The sequence below is a fragment of the Janthinobacterium sp. GL_088 genome (assembly GCF_057837845.1).
In genome coordinates, this window is record NZ_CM174453.1 from 226072 (window position 1) to 248766 (window position 22695).

Below are 22695 nucleotides of genomic sequence, written 5' to 3' on the forward strand. Positions count from 1 at the left end.
GTAGTCAACCATCCCGCCCTATGCTGGTGGCGCCTCCACCACATCGCAAAACAGGGAAACATGCACAATAAAATGACGGGCTTACTGGGCTTGCTGCTGCTGGGCACGACCTGGAGCGCGCTGGCCGCCCCGCACGGCGGCGGCAAGGACCATCAGCGCGCGCTCGATGCCACGCTGGCCGCCATCGTCGATGATGCGGCCCACCCGCTGGCCAGCCTGTCCGTGCTGGCCATCCGCCAGGGCAAGGTGTCGTATCAGCAACAATTTGGCTACCGGCATATCGGCGCCACGCCGGCGGACAGCTTGCCCGTGACGCCGGCCACCCTGTTCCGCATCGCTTCCGTATCAAAGATGATGACCACCGTGGGCCTGATGCGGCTGGTCGAGCAGGGCAAGCTGAGCCTGGACCAGGACGTGGGCATCTATCTGGGCTTTTCCCTGCGCAACCCGCACTTTCCCCAGCAAGCCGTCACCCTGCGCAGCCTGCTCAGCCACACTTCCTCGCTGCGCGATGCGGGCGGCTATGCCTGGGGGCCGGAACGCAGCCTGCGCGACGTGTTTACGGCCGGCGGCGATACGATGTGGGATGCGGCCGCGGCGCCGGGCCGCTACTTTATGTATTCCAACCTGAACTGGGGCGTGATCGGCACGGTGATGGAAAAAGTCACGGGCGAGCGCTTCGACTTGCTGATGCGGCGTCTGCTGCTCGATCCCCTCGATGTGCGCGGCGGCTACAACCCGGCGGCCTTTCCGGCGGAAGAGGTCGCCAATACGGCCACCCTGTACCGCAAGCGCACGCTGGAGACGGAAACCTGGCAGCCGCAAGGGCCGTGGATCGCCCAGGCCGACGATTTTTACACACATCCACCGGCCGGCATGGCCAGCTATGTGGTCGGCAGCAATGCCACCGTCTTCAGTCCCACGGGCGGCTTGCGCATTTCCGCCGCGGGACTGGGCAAGGTCATGCAAATGCTGCTCGACGGCGGCCGCTACCAGAATCAACAACTGCTGCAACCGGCCAGCATCGCGCTGATGTTTGGCCGCCAATGGCAACTGGCACCCGATGCCCACAATGGCGACAGCGAGCGGGGCCTGTACCGCGCCTGGGGCCTGGGCAACCAGCAGTTCGATGCAGTGGCGGGGCAGGGCAACGGCCTGGTCGAGGGCGCCAGTTTCACGGCCGTGGGACACCTGGGCGACGCGTATGGCCTCGTCTCCGCCTTCGTGCTCGATTTCAAGAACAGGAACGGCATGGTGATGCTGGTGGGCGGCACGGGCAGCGATCCCGAACATTATCCTGGCGCCTATTCCGCCATGGGACGCAGCGAGGAATTGATACTCACCGCGCTCTACCGTGGTGCGATAGATAACAATCAGTCCGTGCATTGAAATGGTGCATTCCTGAAAGTTATGGCTGCACCATGATGTTTCATTGGCTGCCTTGGCGGCCAGCCTCTAAGCTCTTCCCGAATGCTTCCGCACCATGGGAGCGCAACGCAGCGAGGCAACATGCAGCAACAAGTCATCATCATCGGCGGCGGCGTCGTCGGTCTGACATCGGCCTGGTGGCTGGCCGAGGCCGGCTACAAGGTCACGGTACTGGAACGTAATGAACAGGTGGCGATCGCCGCCAGCTACCGCAATGGCGGCCAGCTCAGCTATCGTTATGTGGCGCCCCTGGCGGACGCGGGCGTACCCTTCAAGGCCCTGCAATGGCTGCTGCAGAAAGATGGTCCGCTGCGCTTCCGTCCCGAGGCCGACTGGCGCCAATGGCGCTGGATGGCCAGTTTCCTGCGCAATTGCAATGCCGCCAGCAACGCCCGCACGACGGCCAAGCTGCTGGAATTAGGCGAACTGAGCCGCGCCGGCATGGCGCAGCTGGAACTGACCGTGCCGCCCGAAGCGTACGCCTGGCGCGATGCAGGCAAACTCATCGTCTACCGTTCGCCCGCCATCTTTCAACGGGCCGTGGCGCGGCCCGAATCGGAAGAAGCGCGCCTCGTCCTGTCGCCGACGGAGGCGGTACAGCGCGAACCGGCGCTGGCCGCCCTGCAGAATTCATTGGCAGGCGGCATCTTTACGCAAGGCGAGGCGGTGGCCGATTGCCACGCCTTTTGCCTGGCCCTGGAAGCGCGCCTGCTGCAGCACCCGAATTGTTCGCTCATATTAAAAGGCGAGGCGCGCCGCCTCGTCACGCACAAGGGCAGGATCACGGGCGCCGACACCAGCCTGGGCCTATTGCAGGCAGATCACTATGTGCTGGCGGCCGGCATCCAGAGCCGCGACCTGGCCGCCACGGCGGGCATTTACCTGCCCCTGTACCCGCTGAAAGGCTACAGCCTGACGGCGCCCATCCGCGCGCAAGACCGGGCGCCCGAGATCAGCATCACAGATTTTGAGCGCAAGGTGCTGTATGCGCGCATTGGCGGCGACCTGCGCGTGGCCGCCATGGTCGACATGGTGGGCGCCGACAACAGCATCGACTGGAACCGCATCGCCGGCCTGACGCGGCTGGCGCGCGAAGCCATGCCGCACGGCGCCGATTACGACCAGGCCACGGCCTGGGCCGGTTTGCGTCCCGCCACGCCGAACAGCGCGCCGCTGGTGGGTGCCAGCAAATATGCGAACTTGTGGCTCAACGTGGGGCATGGCCCGCTGGGCTTCACCTTTGCCGCCGGCACGGCGCGCATCCTGGCCGACCTCATGGCCGGCAAGGCGCCGCCGTTCGCGCTGGACTTCCTCAGTCCGAAAAAATAGCCGGCCAAGGCGGCGCGCACGCGCCGCTGCCGATATGACGGATAATTGCGGAACTTTCCTGTTCCCCTATCCGTCAGCGCATGCCCACACCCTCGACATCTGCCGCCTGCCCCTGTGGCGGCGCCTCCTACGCCAGTTGCTGCGGCCCGTATATCGCGGGCGACGCCTTGCCGCCCACGGCCGAAGCCCTGATGCGTTCGCGCTACACGGCGTTCACCTTGCGCGACGAGCCGTATCTGCTTGCCACCTGGCACGCCAGCACCCGTCCCGCCGACGCTTTATTTGCCGAAGAAGAAAAAGTCCACTGGCTGGGACTTGAGGTAAAATCTGCTTTACGTTTACGTCAACGTAAAGCAGTATCAGCAGATCAAGCCGAAGAGATACACCGCGATAGCGTGGAATTCGTAGCCCGCTACAAGGTCAACGGCCGCGCGCACCGCCTGCATGAAGTGAGTCGCTTCGTGCGCGAAGCCGGTGACCGTGGCATGCGCTGGTTTTATCTCGACGGCAGTTTTCCCGAATAGCGCGACCCGAGAGACCGGGCGATCATAAAAAGGAACCGCAATGCCGCACATCGAAAGCAAACTCAATCCGCGCAGTGAAGATTTCAAGGCCAATGCCGCGGCCATGCAAGCCATCGTCGACGATTTGCGCGACAAAGTGGAAAAGATCGCGGCCGGCGGCGGCGAGGCGGCGGCCGCCAAGCACCTGGCGCGCGGAAAACTGCTGCCGCGCGACCGCGTGCAGATGCTGCTCGATCCCGGCACGCCCTTCCTCGAGTTTTCCCAGATGGCGGCCTACGCCATGTACCAGGACGCCAAAGGCGTCGATGCGGCGCCCGCCGCCGGCATCATCACCGGCATCGGCAGGGTCTCGGGCCAGGAATGCGTCATCGTGTGTAACGACGCTACCGTCAAGGGTGGCACGTATTACCCGATGACGGTCAAAAAGCACTTGCGCGCCCAGGAAATCGCCGACCAGAACAACCTGCCGTGCATCTACCTGGTCGACTCGGGCGGCGCCAACCTGCCGAACCAGGACGACGTCTTCCCCGACCGCGACCATTTCGGCCGCATCTTCTACAACCAGGCGAATCTGTCGGCCAAGGGCATCCCGCAAATCGCTGTCGTGATGGGTTCTTGCACGGCCGGCGGCGCCTACGTGCCGGCCATGAGCGATGAATCGATCATCGTCAAGGAGCAGGGCACGATTTTCCTCGGCGGCCCGCCGCTGGTGAAAGCGGCGACAGGTGAAGTGGTGACGGCGGAAGACCTGGGCGGCGGCGACGTGCATACGCGCTTGTCCGGCGTGGTCGACCACCTGGCGCAAAACGATCTGCATGCGCTGTCGCTGGCGCGCACCATCGTCTCGAACCTGAACCGTAAAAAACCGCAGCAGATGGACTTGCGCGCATCCGTCGAGCCGAAATACCCGACGCAGGAACTGTACGGCGTCATCCCCGTCGATACGCGCAAGCCGTTCGACGTACGTGAAGTGATCGCGCGCATCGTCGACGGCAGCGATTTCGACGAATTCAAGGCCCGCTACGGCACCACCCTGATCTGCGGCTTTGTGCACATCTATGGCGTAAAAGTCGGCATCATCGCCAATAACGGCATCTTGTTCTCCGAATCGGCCCTGAAAGGCACGCATTTCATCGAATTGTGCTGCCAGCGCAAGATCCCGCTCGTCTTCCTGCAAAATATCACGGGCTTCATGGTGGGCCGCAAGTACGAAAACGAAGGCATTGCCCGCAATGGCGCCAAGATGGTGACCGCCGTGGCCACGGCCGCCGTGCCGAAATTCACCGTCATCATCGGCGGCAGCTTCGGCGCCGGCAACTACGGCATGTGCGGCCGCGCGTTTTCACCACGGTTCATGTGGATGTGGCCGAATGCGCGCATTTCCGTCATGGGCGGCGACCAGGCCGCTTCCGTGCTGGCCACCGTCAAGCGCGACGGCATCGAAGGCAAGGGCGGCGCATGGAGCGCGGACGAGGAAGCCGCCTTCAAGCAGCCGATCAAGGACCAATACGAACACCAGGGCCACCCGTATTACGCCACCGCGCGCCTGTGGGATGATGGCGTGATCGACCCGGCCGACACCCGCATGGTGCTGGGCCTGGGCCTGTCCGCCGCCTTGAACGCGGAAATCCCGGACACGAAGTTCGGCGTATTCCGCATGTAAGGGGGAGAAGACCATGGAATTTGAAACCTTAAAGCTGGTCATCGAGGGCAATGTCGCCACCGTGACCCTGAATCGTCCCGACCTGCGCAATGCCTTCAACGAGACGACGATCGCCGAACTGGCGCGCGCCTTCGAGGGCCTTGGGCGCAGCGACATGGTGCGCGCCATCGTGCTGGCGGCGAATGGCGCGGCCTTTTGCGCCGGTGCGGACCTGAACTGGATGAAGAAGATGGCAGGCTACACGCATGCCGAAAACCAGGCCGACGCGCTGCAGCTGGCGCAGATGCTGCGCACGATTTACCTGTGTCCGAAACCCGTGGTGGCGAAGGTCCAGGGCGACTGCTATGCGGGCGGCATGGGCCTCGTCGCCGCATGCGATATCATTCTGGTTGCGGAAGACGTGCATTTCTGCCTGAGCGAAGTGCGGCTGGGACTGATCCCGGCCACTATTTCACCGTATGTCATCAAGGCCATGGGCGAAAACGCGGCACGCCGCTATTTCCTGACCGCGGAGCGATTCTCCGCCCAGGAAGCGCTACGCGTCGGCTTTGCCCACGAGGTAGTCGAGGCAAGCGCGCTGGACGCGAAAACGGCGGAGGTGCTGAAAGCGCTGACGGGCAACAGCCCGCACGCGGTGGCGCAAGCGAAAACGCTGGTGCGCGAGATCGTTGGCCAGCCGGTCAACGATGCGCTGCTGGCGGACACCGCCGAGCGCATCGCGCAGATCCGCGCCTCGGAGCAGGGCCGCGAAGGCGTGCAATCGTTCCTCGACAAGCGCAAGCCGAGCTGGCTCATGGGCTAGCAATATCATTGGAGCAGTTTTGAAAGCAGAAAAACAATCGGGCTGGGTCGAACGCAGTCTGCGCAGCGTGTGGCATCCGTGCACGCAAATGCAGCACCACGAGACTGTACCGCTCATCCCCGTCAGCCATGGCCGCGGCGCCTGGCTGTACGACCACGAAGGCCGACGCTACCTGGACGCCATCAGCTCCTGGTGGGTGAACCTGTTCGGCCATGCGAATCCGCGCATCAATGCGGAACTCAAGGACCAGCTGGACCGCCTGGAACACGCGATGCTGGCCGGCTTCACGCATGAACCGGTGATCGAACTGTCGGAAAAGCTCTCTGCGCTCACCGGCGGCGTGCTTGGCCACAGCTTTTACGCATCCGACGGGGCGTCGGCCGTGGAAATCGCCCTGAAAATGAGTTTTCACGCCTGGCGCAACAGCGGCAAGAGTGAAAAACAGGAATTCGTCTGCCTGAAGGGCAGCTACCACGGCGAAACCATCGGCGCCCTGGCCGTCACCGACGTCGCGCTGTTCAAGGATGCCTATGGCCCCCTGCTGCGTGCCACGCAAACGGTGATGTCGCCCGACTTCCGCCAGACGCAGGAAGCCGAAACCGCTGAAGATGTGGCGCGCCGCGCCGCCTTTGAAGTGGAACAGCTGTTCCAGGAAAAAGCGGACAAAATCGCCGCCATCATCATCGAGCCGCTGGTACAGTGCGCCACCGGCATGGCCATGCACGACCCGCTGTACCTGTCCTTGGTGCGCGCCCTGTGCGACCGTTATCAAGTCCATTTGATCCTCGATGAAATCGCCGTCGGCTGCGGCCGCACGGGCACCTTCTTCGCGTGCGAACAGGCCGGCATCTGGCCCGATTTCGTCTGCCTGTCGAAAGGCATCAGCGGCGGTTATTTGCCGTTATCGCTGGTGATGACGCGCGAAGATATCTATCAAGCCTTCTACAGCACCGACGTGCGCCGCGGCTTTTTGCATTCGCACTCGTACACGGGCAATCCGCTGGCCTGCCGCGCGGCGCTGGCGACCTTGTCGATCTTCGAGGAAGACGATGTGCTGGCGGCCAACCGGGTGCGCGCCGAAAAAATCACGCGCGCCCTGGCGCCGCTGGCGCAGCACGAGCGCGTAAAACACTTCCGCCAGCAGGGCATGATCTGGGCGTTTGACGCCGTCGATGCGGCGCCCGACTTTTCGCGCCGTTTCTTCAGCACGGCGCTGGAACATGAACTGCTGATGCGCCCCATCGGCTCCACCGTCTACCTGATGCCGCCGTACATCCTCGACGACGCCGAAATCGCGGGCCTGGGCCAGCAGACGCTGGCCGTCTTCAACAAAGTGATCGGAGCCTGAGATGGAACTGATCGCGCGCTTGAAGCAGCAGTTGCAGGGGCTGGAAGAGCGCAGCCTGATCCGCCGCCGCCGCACCGTCGACACGCCGTGCGCACCGCGCCTGACGGTCGATGGCCGCGCCATGCTGGCCTTTTGCAGCAATGACTACCTGGGCCTGGCGTCGCATCCGCGCATCGTCGCCGCGCTGAAAGAGGGCGCCGACCTGTATGGCGCAGGCAGCGGCGCTTCGCACCTGATCAGCGGCCATAGCCGCGCCCACGCGCAGCTGGAAGAGCGCCTGGCAGATTTCGTGGGCGCCAACTTGGAACAGGCGCGCGCCCTGTATTTTTGCACCGGCTACATGGCCAACCTGGCCGTGCTGACCGCCCTGTCGGCGGGCGATGCGGACACCGAGATTTTTTCGGAAGCGCTGAATCACGCCTCGCTGATCGATGGCACGCGCCTGGCGCGCGTGAAAACGCGCGTGTATCCGCATGCCGACCTCGATGCCCTGGCGGCCCTGATGGCGGCCAGCACGGCACAAACGAAAATCGTCGTCACCGACAGCGTCTTCAGCATGGATGGCGACCTGGCGCCGCTGCCCGCGCTGCTGGCCCTGTGCGAACAATACGGCGCCTGGCTGGTGGTTGACGACGCGCACGGCTTCGGCGCGCTGGGAACCAATGGCCGCGGCGCGCTGGAACACTTCGACCTGCATTCGCCCTACCTCGTATACGTGGGCACCCTGGGCAAGTCGGCCGGCGTGGGCGGCGCCTTTGTTTGCGCGCACGAAGCCGTGATCGACACCCTGATCCAGAAGGCGCGCCCCTACATCTTCACGACGGCCGCCGCGCCCGCGCTCGCGCATGCGCTCCTGGCCAGCCTGGACATCATCGCCGGGGACGAAGGAAAACAACGTCGCATGCACCTGGCCGCGCTGGTGGCGCAATGGAACGAGGGCTTGCAGCTGCAGCACTGGCAAGCCTTGCCGTCCGTGACCGCCATCCAGCCCGTCATCATTGGCGAGAATGCCGACATGCTGGACATCGCCGCCCACCTTTACCAGCAAGGCCTGTGGGTCGGCGCTATCCGCCCGCCCACCGTGCCAGCCGGGTCGGCGCGCCTGCGCGTGACTCTGTCAGCCGGCCACACGGCGCAGGAGGTGGCCCAATTGATCAACGCAGTCAACACCCTGGAAAGGAATCGCCATGAGCCTTGATGATCCTATCGTGGCGGAAGTGCTGGCGGACCTGGCGCCGGCCGCGCAGCCGGCGCCGGCCACTGCCGGCCTGCCCTCGCGCTTTGCCTGTTTCGTCACCGGCACCGACACGGAAATCGGCAAGACCTTGACGTCGTCGGCCCTGCTGCACGCGCTCGTTGCGCGCGGCGTGCGTGCCTGCGGCATGAAGCCGGTCGCCGCCGGCGCCGAGATGCGCGACGGCGAACTGCATAATGAAGACGCCGACAGCCTGATCGCCGCCGGCAACGTCACCATGCTGCGCAGCCTGACGACACCCTACATGCTGAAGGAGCCGGCGGCGCCGCATATCGCCGCCGCGCTCGAAGGCGTGAGCATCGAATCGGTGCCGATCCTGGCCGCCTACCTGGAAATCGCCGCCGCCTCGGACGCCGTGGTGGTCGAAGGCGTGGGCGGTTTCCGCGTGCCGCTGTCGCCCGGTTTCGATTCGGCCGACCTGGCGCAGCAGCTCGATTTGCCCGTGATCCTCGTGGTCGGCATGCGCCTGGGCTGCATCAGCCAGGCCTTGCTGACGCTGGAAGCCATCGAAGCGCGCGGCTTGACGGTGATCGGCTGGGTGGCCAACACCCTGGAAGTGGAAATGCGCTTCCTCGACGAAAATATCGATGCGCTGATCGAGCGCATCCCGGCGCCACTGCTGGGCAAGGTACCGCGCCTGGCGCAACCGGGCGCGCAAGCGGCAGCGGCGTATCTCGATTTCACCGGCTTGCCGAACTGGCCGGCGCAGCATCCCAACACTTAATGTAGCTAAAAAATAGAAACGAAGGAATCACCATGTCTTTAGTCCAAGAAGCAGCAAAAACCGTCGAACTGCACCGTCCTGCGGCGCGCATCACCCTGCCGGAAGCGGCCACCTGGCCCATCGCCGATGTGCTGGCCCTGTTTGACCTGCCTTTCAATGACCTGATGTTCAAGGCCCAGCAAACCCACCGCATCAACTTCCCCGATGGCGATGTGGAACTGGCGACCCTGCTATCGATCAAGACGGGCGGCTGCGAGGAGGACTGCGGCTACTGCCCGCAAGCGGCCCGCTACGACACGGGCGTGGAAGCGAAAAAAATCCTCGACATCGACACGGTGCTCGACGCGGCCCGCCAGGCAAAAGCCAACGGCGCCACGCGCTTCTGCATGGGCGCCGCCTGGCGCGGCCCGAAGGACCGCGACATGGAAAAAGTCGAAGAGATGGTGAGCAAGGTCAAGGCGCTGGGCCTGGAAACATGCGCTACTTTGGGCATGCTGGAAGAAGGACAAGCGGACCGCCTGAAAAACGCGGGCCTGGACTTCTACAACCATAACCTCGATACGGCGCCCGAGTTTTACGACAACGTCATCTCGACGCGCGAATACCAGGACCGCCTCGATACTTTGGGCCGCGTGCGCGAAGCGGGCTTGAAAGTGTGCTGCGGCGGCATCGTCGGCATGGGTGAAACGCGCTTGCAACGCGCGGGCCTGATCGCCCAGCTGGCCAATTTGAATCCGTATCCGGAATCGGTGCCTGTGAACCACCTGGTGCAGGTGGAAGGCACGCCTTTGTTTGGACTGGAAGCGCTGGATCCATTCGAATTCGTGCGCACGATTGCCGTCGCACGCATCACCATGCCGAAAGCGCGCGTGCGTTTGTCGGCGGGCCGCCGCCAGATGGGCGAAGCCGTGCAAGCCATGTGCTTCCTGGCTGGCGCCAACTCCATCTTCTACGGCGACAAGCTGCTCACCACCGACAACCCGGAAGCGGAAGACGACCGCATCTTGCTCGGTAAGCTGGGCTTGCAGACGCGCGGCGCCATGCTCGACTCGGTACAGAAAGAGAAGTGCGGCTGCTGATCCAGCCCATCGGAATGCGCTCCACCAGGGCGCATTCCTCCCAGCGACACCTCAGATAAAAAACTTCCAGCCACGAGCTGCAAAGAGAGAGACCATGTTCACTAAAATCCTGATCGCCAACCGCGGCGAAATCGCTTGCCGTGTCGCCGCTACCGCGCGCCGCATGGGCATCCAGACCGTCGCCGTGTATTCGGAAGCGGATGCCAACGCCAAGCACGTCGCCGTGTGCGACGAAGCGGTGCTGATCGGCCCCGCGCCGGCCAAGGAAAGCTATCTGTGCGGCGACAAGATCATCGCCGTGGCGCTGGCGACAGGGGCGCAGGCGATCCACCCCGGCTATGGCTTCCTCTCCGAGAACGCCGACTTCGCCGACGCCTGCGCCACTGCGGGCCTGGTCTTCATCGGCCCGCCGGCGTCCGCCATGCGCGCCATGGGCTCCAAGTCGGCCGCCAAGTCGCTGATGGAAAAAGCAAATGTGCCGCTGGTGCCCGGCTACCACGGCGAAGAACAGGATGCGGATTTCCTGCACGGCCAAGCCGACAAGATCGGCTACCCCGTGCTGCTGAAGGCGTCGGCCGGCGGCGGCGGCAAGGGCATGCGCGTCATCGACAACAGCGCCGACTTCAAGGCGGCACTGGCCTCGTGCAAGCGCGAAGCGATCAGCTCTTTCGGCGACGACAAGGTGCTGGCCGAAAAATACCTGTCGCGTCCGCGGCATATCGAAATCCAGGTGTTCGCCGACACCCTGGGCAACTGCATCTACCTGTTCGAGCGCGACTGCTCGGTGCAGCGCCGCCATCAAAAGGTGCTGGAAGAAGCGCCGGCACCGGGTATGCCGCTTGACCGCCGCGCGGCCATGGGCGAAGCGGCCGTCGCCGCTGCCAAGGCTGTTGGCTATGTCGGTGCGGGCACGGTCGAATTCATCGCCAACCAGGATGGTTCGTTCTACTTCATGGAAATGAATACGCGCCTGCAGGTCGAGCATCCGGTGACGGAAATGATCACTGGCACCGACCTGGTGGAATGGCAGTTGCGCGTCGCCTTTGGCGAGCCGCTGCCGAAAAAACAGAGCGACCTGGCGATCCACGGCCACGCCATCGAGGCGCGCATCTATGCGGAAAATCCGGAGAAGGGCTTCCTGCCGTCGATCGGCACCCTGCGCCACATGCAGTCGCCATCGGCCGTCACGTTCGAACTGGGTGGCACGCTGGTTCCGGCCGCCGTGCGCATCGATTCGGGCGTGCGCGAGGGCGATGCGATTTCACCATTCTACGACCCGATGATCGCCAAGCTGATCGTCTGGGGCGCGGACCGCCGCGAAGCGCTGGCACGCATGGCGCAGGCGCTGGCCGACTACCAGATCGTGGGACTGGCCAGCAATATCGCCTTTTTGAAACGCCTGGTCGAAGGCCAGGCGTTTGCCAGCGCCGACCTCGATACGGGTTTGATCGAGCGCAATCACGACACGCTGTTCCCCGCCCTGCAGGCGGCGCCCGACACAGCCCTGGCGCTGGCGTCCGTCGCCCTGCTGCTGGAAGAAAAAGCGGCCGCCGAAGCGCAATCGCTGCAGCGCGCCGACCCGTGGGGCAATGCCCTGGGTTGGCGCTTGAACAGCACCCTGGGACGCAGCCTGGCATTTGCCGACGAATTCACGCTGGCCAGCGACAGCAAGGCCTATACCGCGCGCGTTGCCTACAAGACGGATGGCTGGCTGTTCAACGGCCAGCCCTTGAGCCTGACGGCGCACCAAGGCAACGAGCTGCACATCAAACTCGGTGAACGTGCCGTGCACGGCACGGTGCTGCGCGACGGCGAACAGTTCCACGTGTTTACCAGCGGCTTGCACCATACCCTGCATTACAGCGACCCGATGGCGCATGCAGGCGAAGTGGAAGCAGAAGGCGGCCGCCTTACGGCGCCGATGCCGGGCAAGGTCGTCGCCGTGCTGGTGAACAAAGGCCAGGACGTCAAGAAGGGCGAGCCGTTGGTCATCATGGAAGCGATGAAGATGGAGCACACGATCGCCGCGCCGCACGACGGCCTGGTGGAAGACGTGCTGTATGCCGTCGGCGACCAGGTGGCCGACGGCGCGCCGCTGCTGGCCTTCAAGGCTGCCGCATAAGGCAGCCACGATGCGCATCCTTTTACAACGTGCGGATGGCAAGGAAGCAGCGTGGATCAGCGACTTCCGCGACTTGCTGCCCGAGGCCGACATTATCTTCTGGCGCGAAGGCGAAGCGCTCGCGCCATGCGACTACGCCGTCGTATGGCAGCCGCCGGCGGCCATGCTGCCCGAGCTGGCCAACGTCAAGGCCATCTTCAACACGGGCGCCGGCGTCGACGCTCTGTTGAAATTCGGCGAGGCGCTGCCCGCCCAGGTGCCGCTGGTGCGTCTGGACGACGCGGGCATGGGCGTGCAGATGGCCGAATATGTGAGCCACGCCGTGCTGCGCCACTTCCGCCGCTTCGACGACTACGAGGCGCAGGGCCGCGCCGGCACCTGGCAGCCGCTGCCTGCCTTCGACAAGGCGGATTTCCCCGTCGGTGTGCTGGGCATCGGGGTGCTGGGCACCCGCGTGCTGCAAGCGCTGGCGCAATTTGAATTCCCGCTGCGCGGCTGGAGCCGCAGCCACAAGCACGTCGATGGCGTCGAATGCTTTGCGGGCGAGGAGGGGCTGGAAGCATTCTTGCGCGGCACGCGCGTGCTGGTGTGCATGCTGCCGCTCACGCCGGACACGCATAACCTGCTCGACCGCGCGCGCCTGTCGATGCTGCTGCCGGGTGCCTACGTCATCAACGTGGCGCGCGGCGCGCATCTGGCCGAACCGGATTTATTGACCCTGATCCGTTCCGGGCATATCGCCGGGGCGACCCTCGACGTGTTCCGCAACGAGCCGCTGCCGCAGCAGCACCCGTTCTGGCAAGAACCCCGCATCACCATCACGCCGCATATTTCGGCCGCCACCCTGCGCCGCGAAAGCGTGGCGCAGATCGCCGCCAAGATGCGCCGCCTGCAAGCCGGAGACTCTGTCGCCGGCATCGTCAACCGTTTGCAAGGATATTGAAATGAATGCTCAAGCCAGTTTGCCCAAGCAGGTCAAGATCGTCGAAGTGGGTCCGCGCGACGGCCTGCAAAACGAGAAGGAAACCATCAGCGCCGCCGTCAAGATCGAGCTGGTCGACCGCCTGACCCTGGCCGGCTTCGCCAACATCGAGGCGGCGTCGTTCGTGTCGCCGAAATGGGTGCCGCAGATGGCCACCAGCGCGGAAGTGATGGACAAAATCGCGCGCCGCGCTGGCACGATTTATTCGGCACTGACGCCGAACATGCAGGGTTTCGATGCCGCGCTGGCGGCGAAGGCCGATGAAGTGGTGATCTTCGGCTCCGCGTCGGAGGCATTCTCGCAAAAGAACATCAACTGCTCAATCGCCGAATCAATCGCCCGCTTCGAAGGCGTGGCCAAGGCGGCCAAGGAACACGGCCTGCGCCTGCGCGGCAGCATCAGCTGCGCCTTCGGCTGCCCCTACCAGGGCGACGTGCCGCTGGACGCCGTGGCCGACGTGGTGGGCCGCATGCGCGACCTCGGTTGCGACGAAATCGACATCGCCGACACCATCGGCGTGGCCACGCCGCGCAAGACGCAAGCGGTGATGCAGCGCGCCATCGCGGCTTTCCACGTGGGCGGCCTGTCCGGCCACTTCCACGACACCTACGGCCAGGCGCTGGCGAATATCTACGCCAGCCTGGAAACGGGCATCGCAATCTATCACTCGTCCGTCTCGGGCCTGGGCGGCTGCCCCTACGCCAAGGGCGCCACCGGCAACGTGGCCACCGAAGACGTGCTGTACATGATGCAAGGGCTGGGGATTGCCACCGGCATCGACCTGGACCTGGTGGTGGACGCGGGGCAGTTCATCTCGCAGCAGCTGGGACGCAAGGGATCTAGCCGAGCGGGCAATGCCATCGCGGCGAAACGCGCCGGCTGATCATCTGCATGGCCTGACGGCACCACATTGCAGCAAGGGAATGCGTCCCCTTATCCCCCGTATTTCCATGCGCAGTGGTATCTACCGGTTCCTGGAAATACCATCGGACAGCCAGCATCTGGTTGACGATTCCGCTTAGCAAGTCAATGGCTGAAAATCCTCGCTCCTGCCTGAAATTCAGGGGAGTGAGGGTGACGCGCACAGAAAATTTAACACGGAAAAACACTGTGCAGAATACCGCGCCTATCGCCGCCACGACGTCCGTTTTTAATTGACCGTCCTACCCCCACCTGCAATAATCCGACAACTTACAAAATAGCAACTATATTCCAGAACGCATATGCCCATCGATCTTTCACAGTTTCAAAATTGCACCACTACCGCTTGCTCTACAGAAATGGTAACTGCCTTTCATTTAAATCAACCCGTATGGGATAGCGCCGTTGTATTTGACGAACCTGTGCTAGTCGATGGCAAACCAATCAAACTTTGGCGTCAACCTGACGCTATTTTGGTGGTCAGCAATCGTCAAACAAACCAGGCTTTTACACGAGGCACTGACTTCCATGCACAGGATGGGGATTTGATTATTCCTGAGGGTTCCAAGATAGCAAGTCACCAGAACTACCAATTTGCCAAGTTGCCGAATGTTCCGGAAATATTTCAATCCGTTACGAAGAACGGGCAGCCGCTACGCATAGACCAGACCTATCAACGTCACCAGATTGCCGTGACTTACCTGGCTGGCGTACTTGGCAAAAAACCTAAAAAAATCGGCTCGGTGCCGGCATCCGCAGAACGCGTCTCTTTGCGAAAACCACAGTTTGTTACCTTTTACGGCGATAGCATTACCGATGGCTCCAATGCAACAGGCACCACCAATGAAGCGCCATTTCAACCGGGCTGGGTCGACCTCGTCGGTGCAATGCTGTCCAACGATGGTGATGGAAAATTCTATTGGCGCAACAAATCCGTCGGCGGTTGGTCGTCGCAAAATGGCATCGACAATGTCGAAACCAAGATCAATACCAGCGCAAGTGATCTGGTGGTTCTTGCCTATGGGATGAACGATGCCACCGGAAACGTCCCACCAGAAAAATTCGAATTCTTTCTGCGTATGATGATCAAGTCGATTCGTGAAAAAAATCCAAAAACAGAATTCATCCTGGTTTCCAGTTTCCTGGGTAATCCGGATTGGAAACCCATGAACACGTCTCTTCTTTTTGACTATCGAAAAGCCATGATCCGGATAACCAGGAATACAAAGAATGTAGCACTGGCGGATATGACCACGCTAAGCAAAGATATTTTATCAAAGAAGAACTACTACGATATTACCAGCAATGGTGTGAATCATCCGGGTGACTGGATGCATGTGGCATACGCTCAAGTTGTTGCCGATGTAATTCGAGGCAGATAATTATCACTGAAATAATGAAAAAAAATACTGAACAAGTATCTCCTGCAGAGTTACACCTTACTCATCCAAAATACCGCCCAGATATTGATGGACTACGTGCAATTGCCGTTTTATCGGTGGTGCTGTATCACGCGTTTCCGTCACTGATCAGGGGTGGATTCGTCGGCGTCGACATTTTCTTTGTCATATCCGGATTCTTGATTTCAACAATCATTATTTCCAATTTGGAAAATAACCGATTCAGCTTCACTGAATTTTACGCACGCCGCGTGAAGCGAATATTTCCTGCCTTATTATTAGTTCTGATCAGCAGCTACGTGGCAGGCTGGTATATATTATTTGCCGACGAGTACAAGCAACTTGGCAAACATATCGCAGGAGGTGCGGGGTTCATCAGTAATTTCTTATTATGGGATGAAAGTGGCTATTTCGATACCACAGCAGAAATCAAACCGTTGCTGCATCTTTGGTCCTTGGGCATTGAAGAACAATTCTATATCTTCTGGCCACTGATCTTATGGGCAGCCTGGAAAGTTCGCCTGAACTTGCTCACGCTTACCATACTGTTTTTCTCCGTCTCATTGGTCTGGAATATCGAACATATCGCCAGCGATCCAGTCTCCACTTTTTATCTTCCAGCCGCTCGCTCCTGGGAGCTACTTGCCGGCTGCATACTGGCCTATGTAACCCTCCACCCAGGCAAATGGCCGACAAAGCTGACGCGTCACTTGCAGCCACTGCTCGGGAAAATCATCTACGCACCAAGCGTCACGCCTCCTGGCACCACCTTACGCGATGTCCAGTCCATTCTTGGAGCCATGCTGTTGCTGGCAGGTTTCTGCTTTACTACGAGCAAAAGCGCCTTTCCTGGCTGGTGGGCACTGCTCCCCACCACTGGTGCAGTGCTGATCATTTCGGCCGGATCGGCCGCATGGTTCAACCGTACTATTTTGGCAAGCCGTCTGTTCGTCTGGATTGGACTAATCAGTTTTCCATTGTATCTCTGGCATTGGCCATTGCTCACCTTTGCGCGCATTATCGAAAGTCAGGAACCCGCACCGCAGATCCGCATTGCAGCAGTTGCTGTCTCGGTCGTTCTCGCATGGCTGACATACCGCGTAATTGAACGCCCTTTGCGCAGTGGCGACAATGCATTCAAAACACCCATTCTGCTTGTACTGATGGCGCTCGTCGGCATCGCAGGGTATGTCACCTATCATCGTGACGGCCTGTCATTTCGCCCCAATATCCGCTCTGCCGAACGTATCAACTCCCAGTTCGTCGGGCCTATATGGAAATATACGCAGAATAAAATCTGCCTGGACAAATATCCGTTCAAAGATGCGGACAACTACAGCTACTGGTTCTGCATGGCAAGCAGTGAAGCAGCACCGACAGTCCTGCTGATCGGGAACAGCTATGCAAATCAAATTTATTCTGGCTTTGTCGACCATCCCGTCCTGAATAAAAATAGCATCCTCTCCATTGGCGATTGTGATCTCGCACGCGGATCTGAAGGACCAGCGATTCCGGGAAATAAAACGCCATGCATCGGTGATGGTCCGGCACGCCAACTTGAACTCATCGAGAGAATTGTCAGCAAAAATGAGTCCATCGAATATGTCATTATTGACGGTTTGAGCTATACGCCGAATGAGGAATATATTGCCAATCTGGAAAAACTTGTTTCCACGTATGAGTCCCACAATAAGAAAATCATCATCTTCCACCCGCATTTCAGGCTCGATTACGATATCAAGGCGTGTTTTGCACGTCCACTGAAGGCGCCACAAAAGAATTGCGAAATGCCTGTGGAAGCAGCTGAAAAACTTCGCACGTCTTTTGCGCCGCTGATTGCAGCGATAACGGCCAAGCATCCCGCCGTCAAATTTTTCGACCAGAACCAGCTTTTCTGCGATGGAAAGAAATGTTCGATGATTAAGGATGGCATGCCGCTTTATCGAGACGAATATCATCACCTCTCGATTTTTGGTAGTGGGGAACTCGGGAAAATATTTGCTGCGTGGGCGGAGCACAACGCGCCGGGAATACTGAAGAAATAAACCACCTGCTGCATGGCCCTGCCTCAAGGGGAGGGCCATGCAATTTCCACACGCAGGGCAGACTGCATGCCCCCTGTTTCAAGTCGATGCGTACAGACGAAAAAAAACCCAAGAGCCTGAACTCTTGGGTTTTTTTCTACAAATTTGGTCGGAGTACAAGGATTCGAACCTTGGACCCCCTGGTCCCAAACCAGGTGCGCTACCGGGCTGCGCCACACTCCGAAGACCAAGATAATACAGGCCGTATCGACTTCGGTCAAGGGTCAGGTGAAACTCTATGTAAATTATTTACGGGCGGCACTGGAACCCATGTATTTTTCAAAACGATTGAAGTGTGCGACACTGGCTTGGCAAGTTTTCCCGATCAGACATGAAGGCGACGACGGCAATGGAGTTCAGGATAGAAAGAAGCGACGGCGGCCGGCCCATGCCGAGCCGCCGCGGTATCGTGCTGGGCATCGCCGTGTCCTTGCTGCTGCATGGCGCCTTGATCACTCTGTGGCGCCATGTGCAGCCGGCCGCGCGGATGGACACGGCCCCGCGCGTGGAATCGATCGCCGTGTGGATACGTCCGCTTGCCGCCAAACCTCCCCCGCCGCCCGTCGAAGTCGTCAAACCGAAACGCGAACCCAAGCCCATCAGCAAGCCAAAACTCGCCACTGCCCGGGAAACACCGGCGGCGACCACACCGCCAGCATCCAGCCCGCAAGCCATCACGGTCGTCCCGGCATCACCGGGCACGCCGGTGGCCAGTGCCGATACATTCAGGCAAGAAACCCCGGAAACACCGAAATTCGACATGGACGCGGCCAGGAAGACGGCGCGCAAGATGGCGGGCGAGCGCGATCCCGCCAAGGCGGGCACGGCCGTGGGGCAAATCCCCGACAAGCCGCTGCAAACGCAAACCCAGCTGGCGCGCGATATCGCACAAGGCAAGCGCGGCGATTGCCGCACCGCCTATTCAGGCGCGGGCTTGCTGGCGCCCGTGCTGATGTTGCTCGACAAGAAGGATAGCGGCTGCAAGTGGTGACAATTTAACAACCGACCTATTTGGGACAGGCCGCAATCAAATTATTCCTGCCCCTTCAACTGCAACGCCCGCTCATACAGGGCGTTTTTCTTGCGCCCCGTGATTTGCGCCGTCAAGTTCGCCGCCTGCTTGACGCTGCATTCGGCCAGCAAGATGTTCAAGATGCGCTCGGCTTCCACGTCTTCCGCGTCCTGCGCTTCCGTCGCGCCTTCCAGCAGGACGACAAATTCGCCCTTTTCGCGGTGTGCATCGGCGCGTATCCACGCCTCCGCCTCGGACAGGGGACAGCGGTGGATTTCTTCGAACAGTTTCGTCAGTTCGCGCGCGAACACCACCTGGCGCGTCGGCTCGAACGCTTCCACCAGGGCCGTGGCGCAATCGAGGATGCGGTGCGGCGCTTCATAAAACACCATCGTCGCCGTCACGCCGCGCAAGCTGTGCAGCATGTTTTCGCGCTGCTTGGCCTTGGCTGGCAGGAAACCGACAAAGTAAAACTGGTCATTCAACAAGCCGCTGGCGGAAATGGCGGTGATCGCCGCCGACGGGCCGGGCAGGGGCAGCACGCGCAAGCCGGCCGCGCGCACGGCGTCGACGATGCGCGCGCCGGGGTCGGAAACGGCAGGCGTGCCGGCGTCGGACACCAGCGCAATGCGCTCGCCGGCGTGCAGGCGGGCGATCAGGGTCTGCGCCACTTCGCGTTCATTATGTTGATGCGCCGCAATCAAAGGCTTGTTCAGGCCAAAGCGCGTCAGCAGGTGCGCCGTGTTGCGCGTATCTTCACAGGCGACGGCATCGGCAAGGCTCAGCAGATGCAGCGCGCGCAGGCTGATATCGGTCACATTGCCGATCGGCGTGGCCACTATATACAATGTTGCGATAGGATAGACCTGATGCGCCGCCTCTGTCATGATGGGCAGGCTGGCGATGGAACTGATTTCTTGTACGGTCATTTTGGAGGTTAAATGCTTGCTAATAGTGTGAAGTTACTGCTTGTTTGTGCCGCGACCGGCATGCTGAGCGCTTGCAGCACGCCTTGCGACGCGCCCGGGCAATTGTGCGCGCCTATTGAATCTAACACAAGGGCGCTGCCGCCACCGAAGCCGCTGCCACCGCTCGTGCCGCCCAAGCCGCCCGCGCCCGAACCGGTGACGTTTGCCGTGGCCGTGCCCGATATTACCGCGTACGACGGCAGCGGCGCGCCGCTGGCGCCCATCACAAGCAAGCCAGCGACGGGCACGCCGCAGGACATGCCGGCCGCTACGGCGCCGGCGCCGTCCGACGGCAATGTCCACCACATCGGCCTGCTGCTGCCGCTGCGCTCGGCTTCGCTGGGACCGGCCGCCGAACTGCTGCGCGCCGGCTTCATGGCCGCGTACGAGCGCGACCGCAGCGGCTTTGAAGTGACGGTGATCGATACGGGCGACGGCAGCAGCGACGTCCTGAACAAGTTTGCGCAAGCGCAAGAAGAACAGGACATCGTCGTGGGACCTTTGTCGCGCTCGGCCGTGACGGCCGTGGCGAACAGCGATCTGGTGCGTAAACCCACGATCGCCCTGAACCACCCGGACAACCGCGGCGAAGCGCGCCTGCCGGCCAAGTTGCTGGTGATGGGCCTGTCGATCGAGGCGGAAGCGCGCCAGGTCGCCGCCTGGGCCGCCAGCGAACAGCCTGGCGCCAGTGCGCTGGTCCTGTCGGCCGGTTCGCCCTCGCAGCGCCGCATCAGCGCCGCCTTCAAGCAGGAATGGCTGCGCCAGGGCGGCAAGATCGAAACGATGGACTTGACGGCAACGAATGGCTACCTGAGCGATGCCGAGCTGGTGCAGCTGCGCGCGCGCCTGGCCGCCACGCCGCCGGGCCTGCTGTTTGCCGCGCTCGACGCCGACCAGGCGCGCCAGCTGCGCGTGGCCATCGGCAGCGATTTGCCCCTGTATGGCACCTCATCCTTGAATCCCGGCACGGGACGCGGCGCCAGCGGCCCCGAGCTCGACGGTGCGCGCCTGCTGGACTTGCCATGGCAAGTCCAGCGCGACCATCCGCAAGTGATGGTGTATCCACAGCCCGAGCAGCCAGCCGAACGCCGGCTGACGGCCGACATGGAACGCCTGTACGCGCTGGGCATCGATGCCTTCCGCGTGGCGCGCGAAGTGGCGCTGCGGCCGAACGCGCCATTTACCCTCGATGGCGTGACGGGCCGCCTGGCCGTGCGCTTTGAGGAGAATCAAAGCGTGTTCGAACGCACGGAGCAAGCCGCCACCTACCAGCAGGGCGTGCTGGGCACCTGGCCGCCGGCCGCGCCCACGCCTGTCTCTGTGCCGCCGGCCCAATAAGGACATGCCATGCCACCCCTGCCTTTCCAGAATAAACAGGCACGGGGACGGCAAGGGGAAGACGATGCGCTCGCGTATCTGCTGCTGCAAGGCTTGGTACTGCTGCAACGCAACTATTTGTGCAAGGGTGGGGAACTCGACCTGATCATGCGCGATGGCGCTTCGGTCGTCTTCGTCGAAGTACGGCTACGCAGCAGTACAACCTTCGGCGGCGCCCTGGCCAGCATCACGCCAGCCAAGCAGCGGCGCATGGTGGTGGCCGCGCAAACCTGGCTGCTGGGGCAGAAAACGCTGCCGCCATGCCGCTTCGACGCGCTGGCCATCGATGGCGGACGCATCAGCTGGCTGAAGAACATCCTCGATATGTAAGCATTTTTAACAGTGCTTGTCCGCCATGCCGCGCGCCTGCACTATAATCGGCAGACTATGAATAATCAACGCATCCTCTCGCACTTCCACGAAAGTGCCGAACTCAAGATCCAGGCCGCCACCGTACTGGCGCAACCGATTGCGCAGGCGATCGACCTGATGTTTTATGCATTGTCCAACGGCAACAAGATCCTCGCCTGCGGCAACGGCGGTTCCGCCGCCGACTGCCAGCATTTCGCAGCCGAGCTGGTCGGGCGCTTCGAACGCGAGCGCTTTCCGCTGCCGGCCCTGGCGCTGACGACGGATACGTCGATCCTGACGGCCGTGGCGAACGACTACAGCTACCGCGAGATTTTCTCGAAGCAGGTGCAGGCCTTCGGCCAGGCCGGCGACATCCTGCTGGCCATCTCCACGTCGGGCAATTCGGCCAACGTGATGGCAGCCGTGGAAGCGGCGCTCGAGCGCGAAATGCGCGTCGTGGCGCTGACGGGCAAGGACGGCGGCGCCATCGGCAAGATGCTGACGGACGCCGACGTGCATATCTGCGTACCGGCCGAGCGCACGGCGCGCATCCAGGAAGTCCACCTGACCACCATACATTGCATCTGCGACGGCATCGATGTCGCTCTATTCGGAGGAGACGTGAATGACTAAATTCGGTACTGGCCCAGGCTGGAAACGCGTACAACGCCCGCTGGCCACCGCACTGCTGTGCGGCGCCATGCTCACCTCGCTCACCGGCTGCATCGAACTGATGGTCGGCGGCGCGGTGATGGGCGGCGTTGCCGCAGCGGACCGCCGCACCCTGGGCGCCCAGACCGAAGACAAGTCGATCGCCCTGAAAGGCGAGTCGCGCATCCCCTCCATCACCGGCGACGTGGGCCACGTCAACGTCACCAGCTTCAACCGCCGCGTCCTGCTGACGGGCGAAGTGCGCGACGAAGCGATGAAAAATGCCGTCGAGCGCGAAGTGCGCAATATCGAGGGCGTGGAATCGGTGGCCAATGAATTGATCATCGCCGGTCCGGCCAGCTACACCTCGCGCTCGAACGACGCGCTGATCACCACCAAGGTCAAGGCCAGCCTGGTCGACATGAAAACCATCTCGGCGGCCTCGTTCAAGGTCGTCACGGAAAACGCCACCGTCTTCCTGATGGGCAGAGTCACCCAGCGCGAAGGCACGGTCGCGGCCGACGTGGCGCGCGGCGTGGGCGGCGTGCAGAAAGTGGTCAAGCTGTTCGACTACATTTCGGAAGCGGAACTGAAGCAATTGCAGCCCGACCCGCCGCAGCAGCGCACGACGAACACCGTCAGCGACACGGTGCAGCAGTAAGCGCCTCCTCCGTT

20 protein-coding genes and 1 tRNA gene are annotated in these 22695 nt (G+C 61.8%); 19 read left to right on the forward strand and 2 right to left on the reverse strand.

Annotated elements, in window-relative coordinates:
* Positions 1-72: 72 nt before the first annotated feature.
* From AC3IQ7_RS00920 to AC3IQ7_RS00985, 14 genes are all read left to right on the forward strand, one after another.
* The gene (locus AC3IQ7_RS00920; protein WP_489208102.1) at positions 73-1389 is read left to right on the forward strand and encodes a serine hydrolase domain-containing protein; all 1317 of its coding nucleotides are present in this window, start codon (positions 73-75) and stop codon (positions 1387-1389) included.
* 81 nt (positions 1390-1470) lie between these two features.
* Positions 1471-2757: a D-amino acid dehydrogenase gene (locus tag AC3IQ7_RS00925; protein WP_489208103.1), complete on the forward strand. Its 1287-nt coding sequence runs from the start codon at positions 1471-1473 to the stop codon at positions 2755-2757.
* Positions 2758-2837: 80 nt separating this feature from the next.
* Positions 2838-3281, forward strand: coding sequence for a YchJ family protein (locus AC3IQ7_RS00930; RefSeq protein ID WP_322429020.1), 444 nt, complete (start codon positions 2838-2840; stop codon positions 3279-3281).
* Positions 3282-3321: 40 nt separating this feature from the next.
* A complete protein-coding gene (locus AC3IQ7_RS00935; RefSeq protein WP_489208104.1) occupies positions 3322-4944 on the forward strand; it encodes a carboxyl transferase domain-containing protein in 1623 nt (540 codons plus the stop codon).
* A gap of 13 nt (positions 4945-4957) precedes the next feature.
* On the forward strand, positions 4958-5746 hold the full coding sequence (locus AC3IQ7_RS00940) for an enoyl-CoA hydratase/isomerase family protein (protein WP_489208105.1): 789 nt from the start codon (positions 4958-4960) through the stop codon (positions 5744-5746).
* A 19-nt stretch (positions 5747-5765) separates the two neighbouring features.
* Complete coding sequence (bioA, locus tag AC3IQ7_RS00945; protein ID WP_489208106.1) at positions 5766-7094, forward strand: adenosylmethionine--8-amino-7-oxononanoate transaminase; 1329 nt, start codon at positions 5766-5768, stop codon at positions 7092-7094.
* A gap of 1 nt (position 7095) precedes the next feature.
* Positions 7096-8292 (forward strand): 8-amino-7-oxononanoate synthase, encoded by a 1197-nt coding sequence (gene bioF, locus AC3IQ7_RS00950; protein ID WP_489208107.1) that lies wholly within the window; start codon positions 7096-7098, stop codon positions 8290-8292.
* Positions 8282-9073 (forward strand): dethiobiotin synthase, encoded by a 792-nt coding sequence (gene bioD, locus AC3IQ7_RS00955; RefSeq protein WP_489208108.1) that lies wholly within the window; start codon positions 8282-8284, stop codon positions 9071-9073. Before bioF ends, bioD begins: the two co-directional genes overlap by 11 nt.
* 32 nt (positions 9074-9105) lie before the next feature.
* Positions 9106-10152: a biotin synthase BioB gene (bioB, locus tag AC3IQ7_RS00960; RefSeq protein ID WP_489208109.1), complete on the forward strand. Its 1047-nt coding sequence runs from the start codon at positions 9106-9108 to the stop codon at positions 10150-10152.
* A gap of 94 nt (positions 10153-10246) precedes the next feature.
* Positions 10247-12274: an acetyl/propionyl/methylcrotonyl-CoA carboxylase subunit alpha gene (locus AC3IQ7_RS00965; protein WP_489208110.1), complete on the forward strand. Its 2028-nt coding sequence runs from the start codon at positions 10247-10249 to the stop codon at positions 12272-12274.
* A gap of 10 nt (positions 12275-12284) precedes the next feature.
* On the forward strand, positions 12285-13217 hold the full coding sequence (locus AC3IQ7_RS00970; protein ID WP_489208111.1) for a 2-hydroxyacid dehydrogenase: 933 nt from the start codon (positions 12285-12287) through the stop codon (positions 13215-13217).
* A gap of 1 nt (position 13218) precedes the next feature.
* Positions 13219-14139, forward strand: a complete 921-nt coding sequence (locus AC3IQ7_RS00975) for a hydroxymethylglutaryl-CoA lyase (RefSeq protein ID WP_099377606.1) — start codon at positions 13219-13221, stop codon at positions 14137-14139.
* 340 nt (positions 14140-14479) lie between these two features.
* On the forward strand, positions 14480-15559 hold the full coding sequence (locus tag AC3IQ7_RS00980; protein WP_489208112.1) for an SGNH/GDSL hydrolase family protein: 1080 nt from the start codon (positions 14480-14482) through the stop codon (positions 15557-15559).
* A gap of 14 nt (positions 15560-15573) precedes the next feature.
* A complete protein-coding gene (locus AC3IQ7_RS00985; protein WP_489208113.1) occupies positions 15574-17622 on the forward strand; it encodes an acyltransferase family protein in 2049 nt (682 codons plus the stop codon).
* Positions 17623-17767: 145 nt separating this feature from the next.
* On the opposite strand, the gene AC3IQ7_RS00990 is transcribed toward AC3IQ7_RS00985, so the two are convergent.
* Positions 17768-17844, reverse strand: a tRNA-Pro gene (locus tag AC3IQ7_RS00990).
* A 205-nt stretch (positions 17845-18049) separates the two neighbouring features.
* Here AC3IQ7_RS00990 and AC3IQ7_RS00995 point away from each other — a divergent pair.
* Complete coding sequence (locus tag AC3IQ7_RS00995) at positions 18050-18652, forward strand: hypothetical protein (RefSeq protein ID WP_489208114.1); 603 nt, start codon at positions 18050-18052, stop codon at positions 18650-18652.
* 41 nt (positions 18653-18693) lie between these two features.
* On the opposite strand, the gene rsmI is transcribed toward AC3IQ7_RS00995, so the two are convergent.
* The gene (gene rsmI, locus AC3IQ7_RS01000) at positions 18694-19602 is read right to left on the reverse strand and encodes a 16S rRNA (cytidine(1402)-2'-O)-methyltransferase (RefSeq protein WP_034782777.1); all 909 of its coding nucleotides are present in this window, start codon (positions 19600-19602) and stop codon (positions 18694-18696) included.
* 165 nt (positions 19603-19767) lie between these two features.
* Here rsmI and AC3IQ7_RS01005 point away from each other — a divergent pair, with 165 nt between their 5' ends.
* From AC3IQ7_RS01005 to AC3IQ7_RS01020, 4 genes are read left to right on the forward strand one after another with little or no spacing between them, the layout of a single operon-like run.
* Positions 19768-20979 (forward strand): penicillin-binding protein activator, encoded by a 1212-nt coding sequence (locus AC3IQ7_RS01005; protein ID WP_099377608.1) that lies wholly within the window; start codon positions 19768-19770, stop codon positions 20977-20979.
* A gap of 9 nt (positions 20980-20988) precedes the next feature.
* Complete coding sequence (locus AC3IQ7_RS01010) at positions 20989-21348, forward strand: YraN family protein (RefSeq protein ID WP_099377609.1); 360 nt, start codon at positions 20989-20991, stop codon at positions 21346-21348.
* Positions 21349-21405: 57 nt separating this feature from the next.
* Positions 21406-22002 (forward strand): phosphoheptose isomerase, encoded by a 597-nt coding sequence (locus AC3IQ7_RS01015; RefSeq protein WP_034752465.1) that lies wholly within the window; start codon positions 21406-21408, stop codon positions 22000-22002.
* Positions 21995-22681 carry a BON domain-containing protein gene (locus AC3IQ7_RS01020; protein ID WP_051959223.1) on the forward strand — a complete coding sequence of 229 codons (687 nt, stop codon included), beginning with the start codon at positions 21995-21997 and terminating at the stop codon, positions 22679-22681. Before AC3IQ7_RS01015 ends, AC3IQ7_RS01020 begins: the two co-directional genes overlap by 8 nt.
* Positions 22682-22695: the final 14 nt, after the last annotated feature.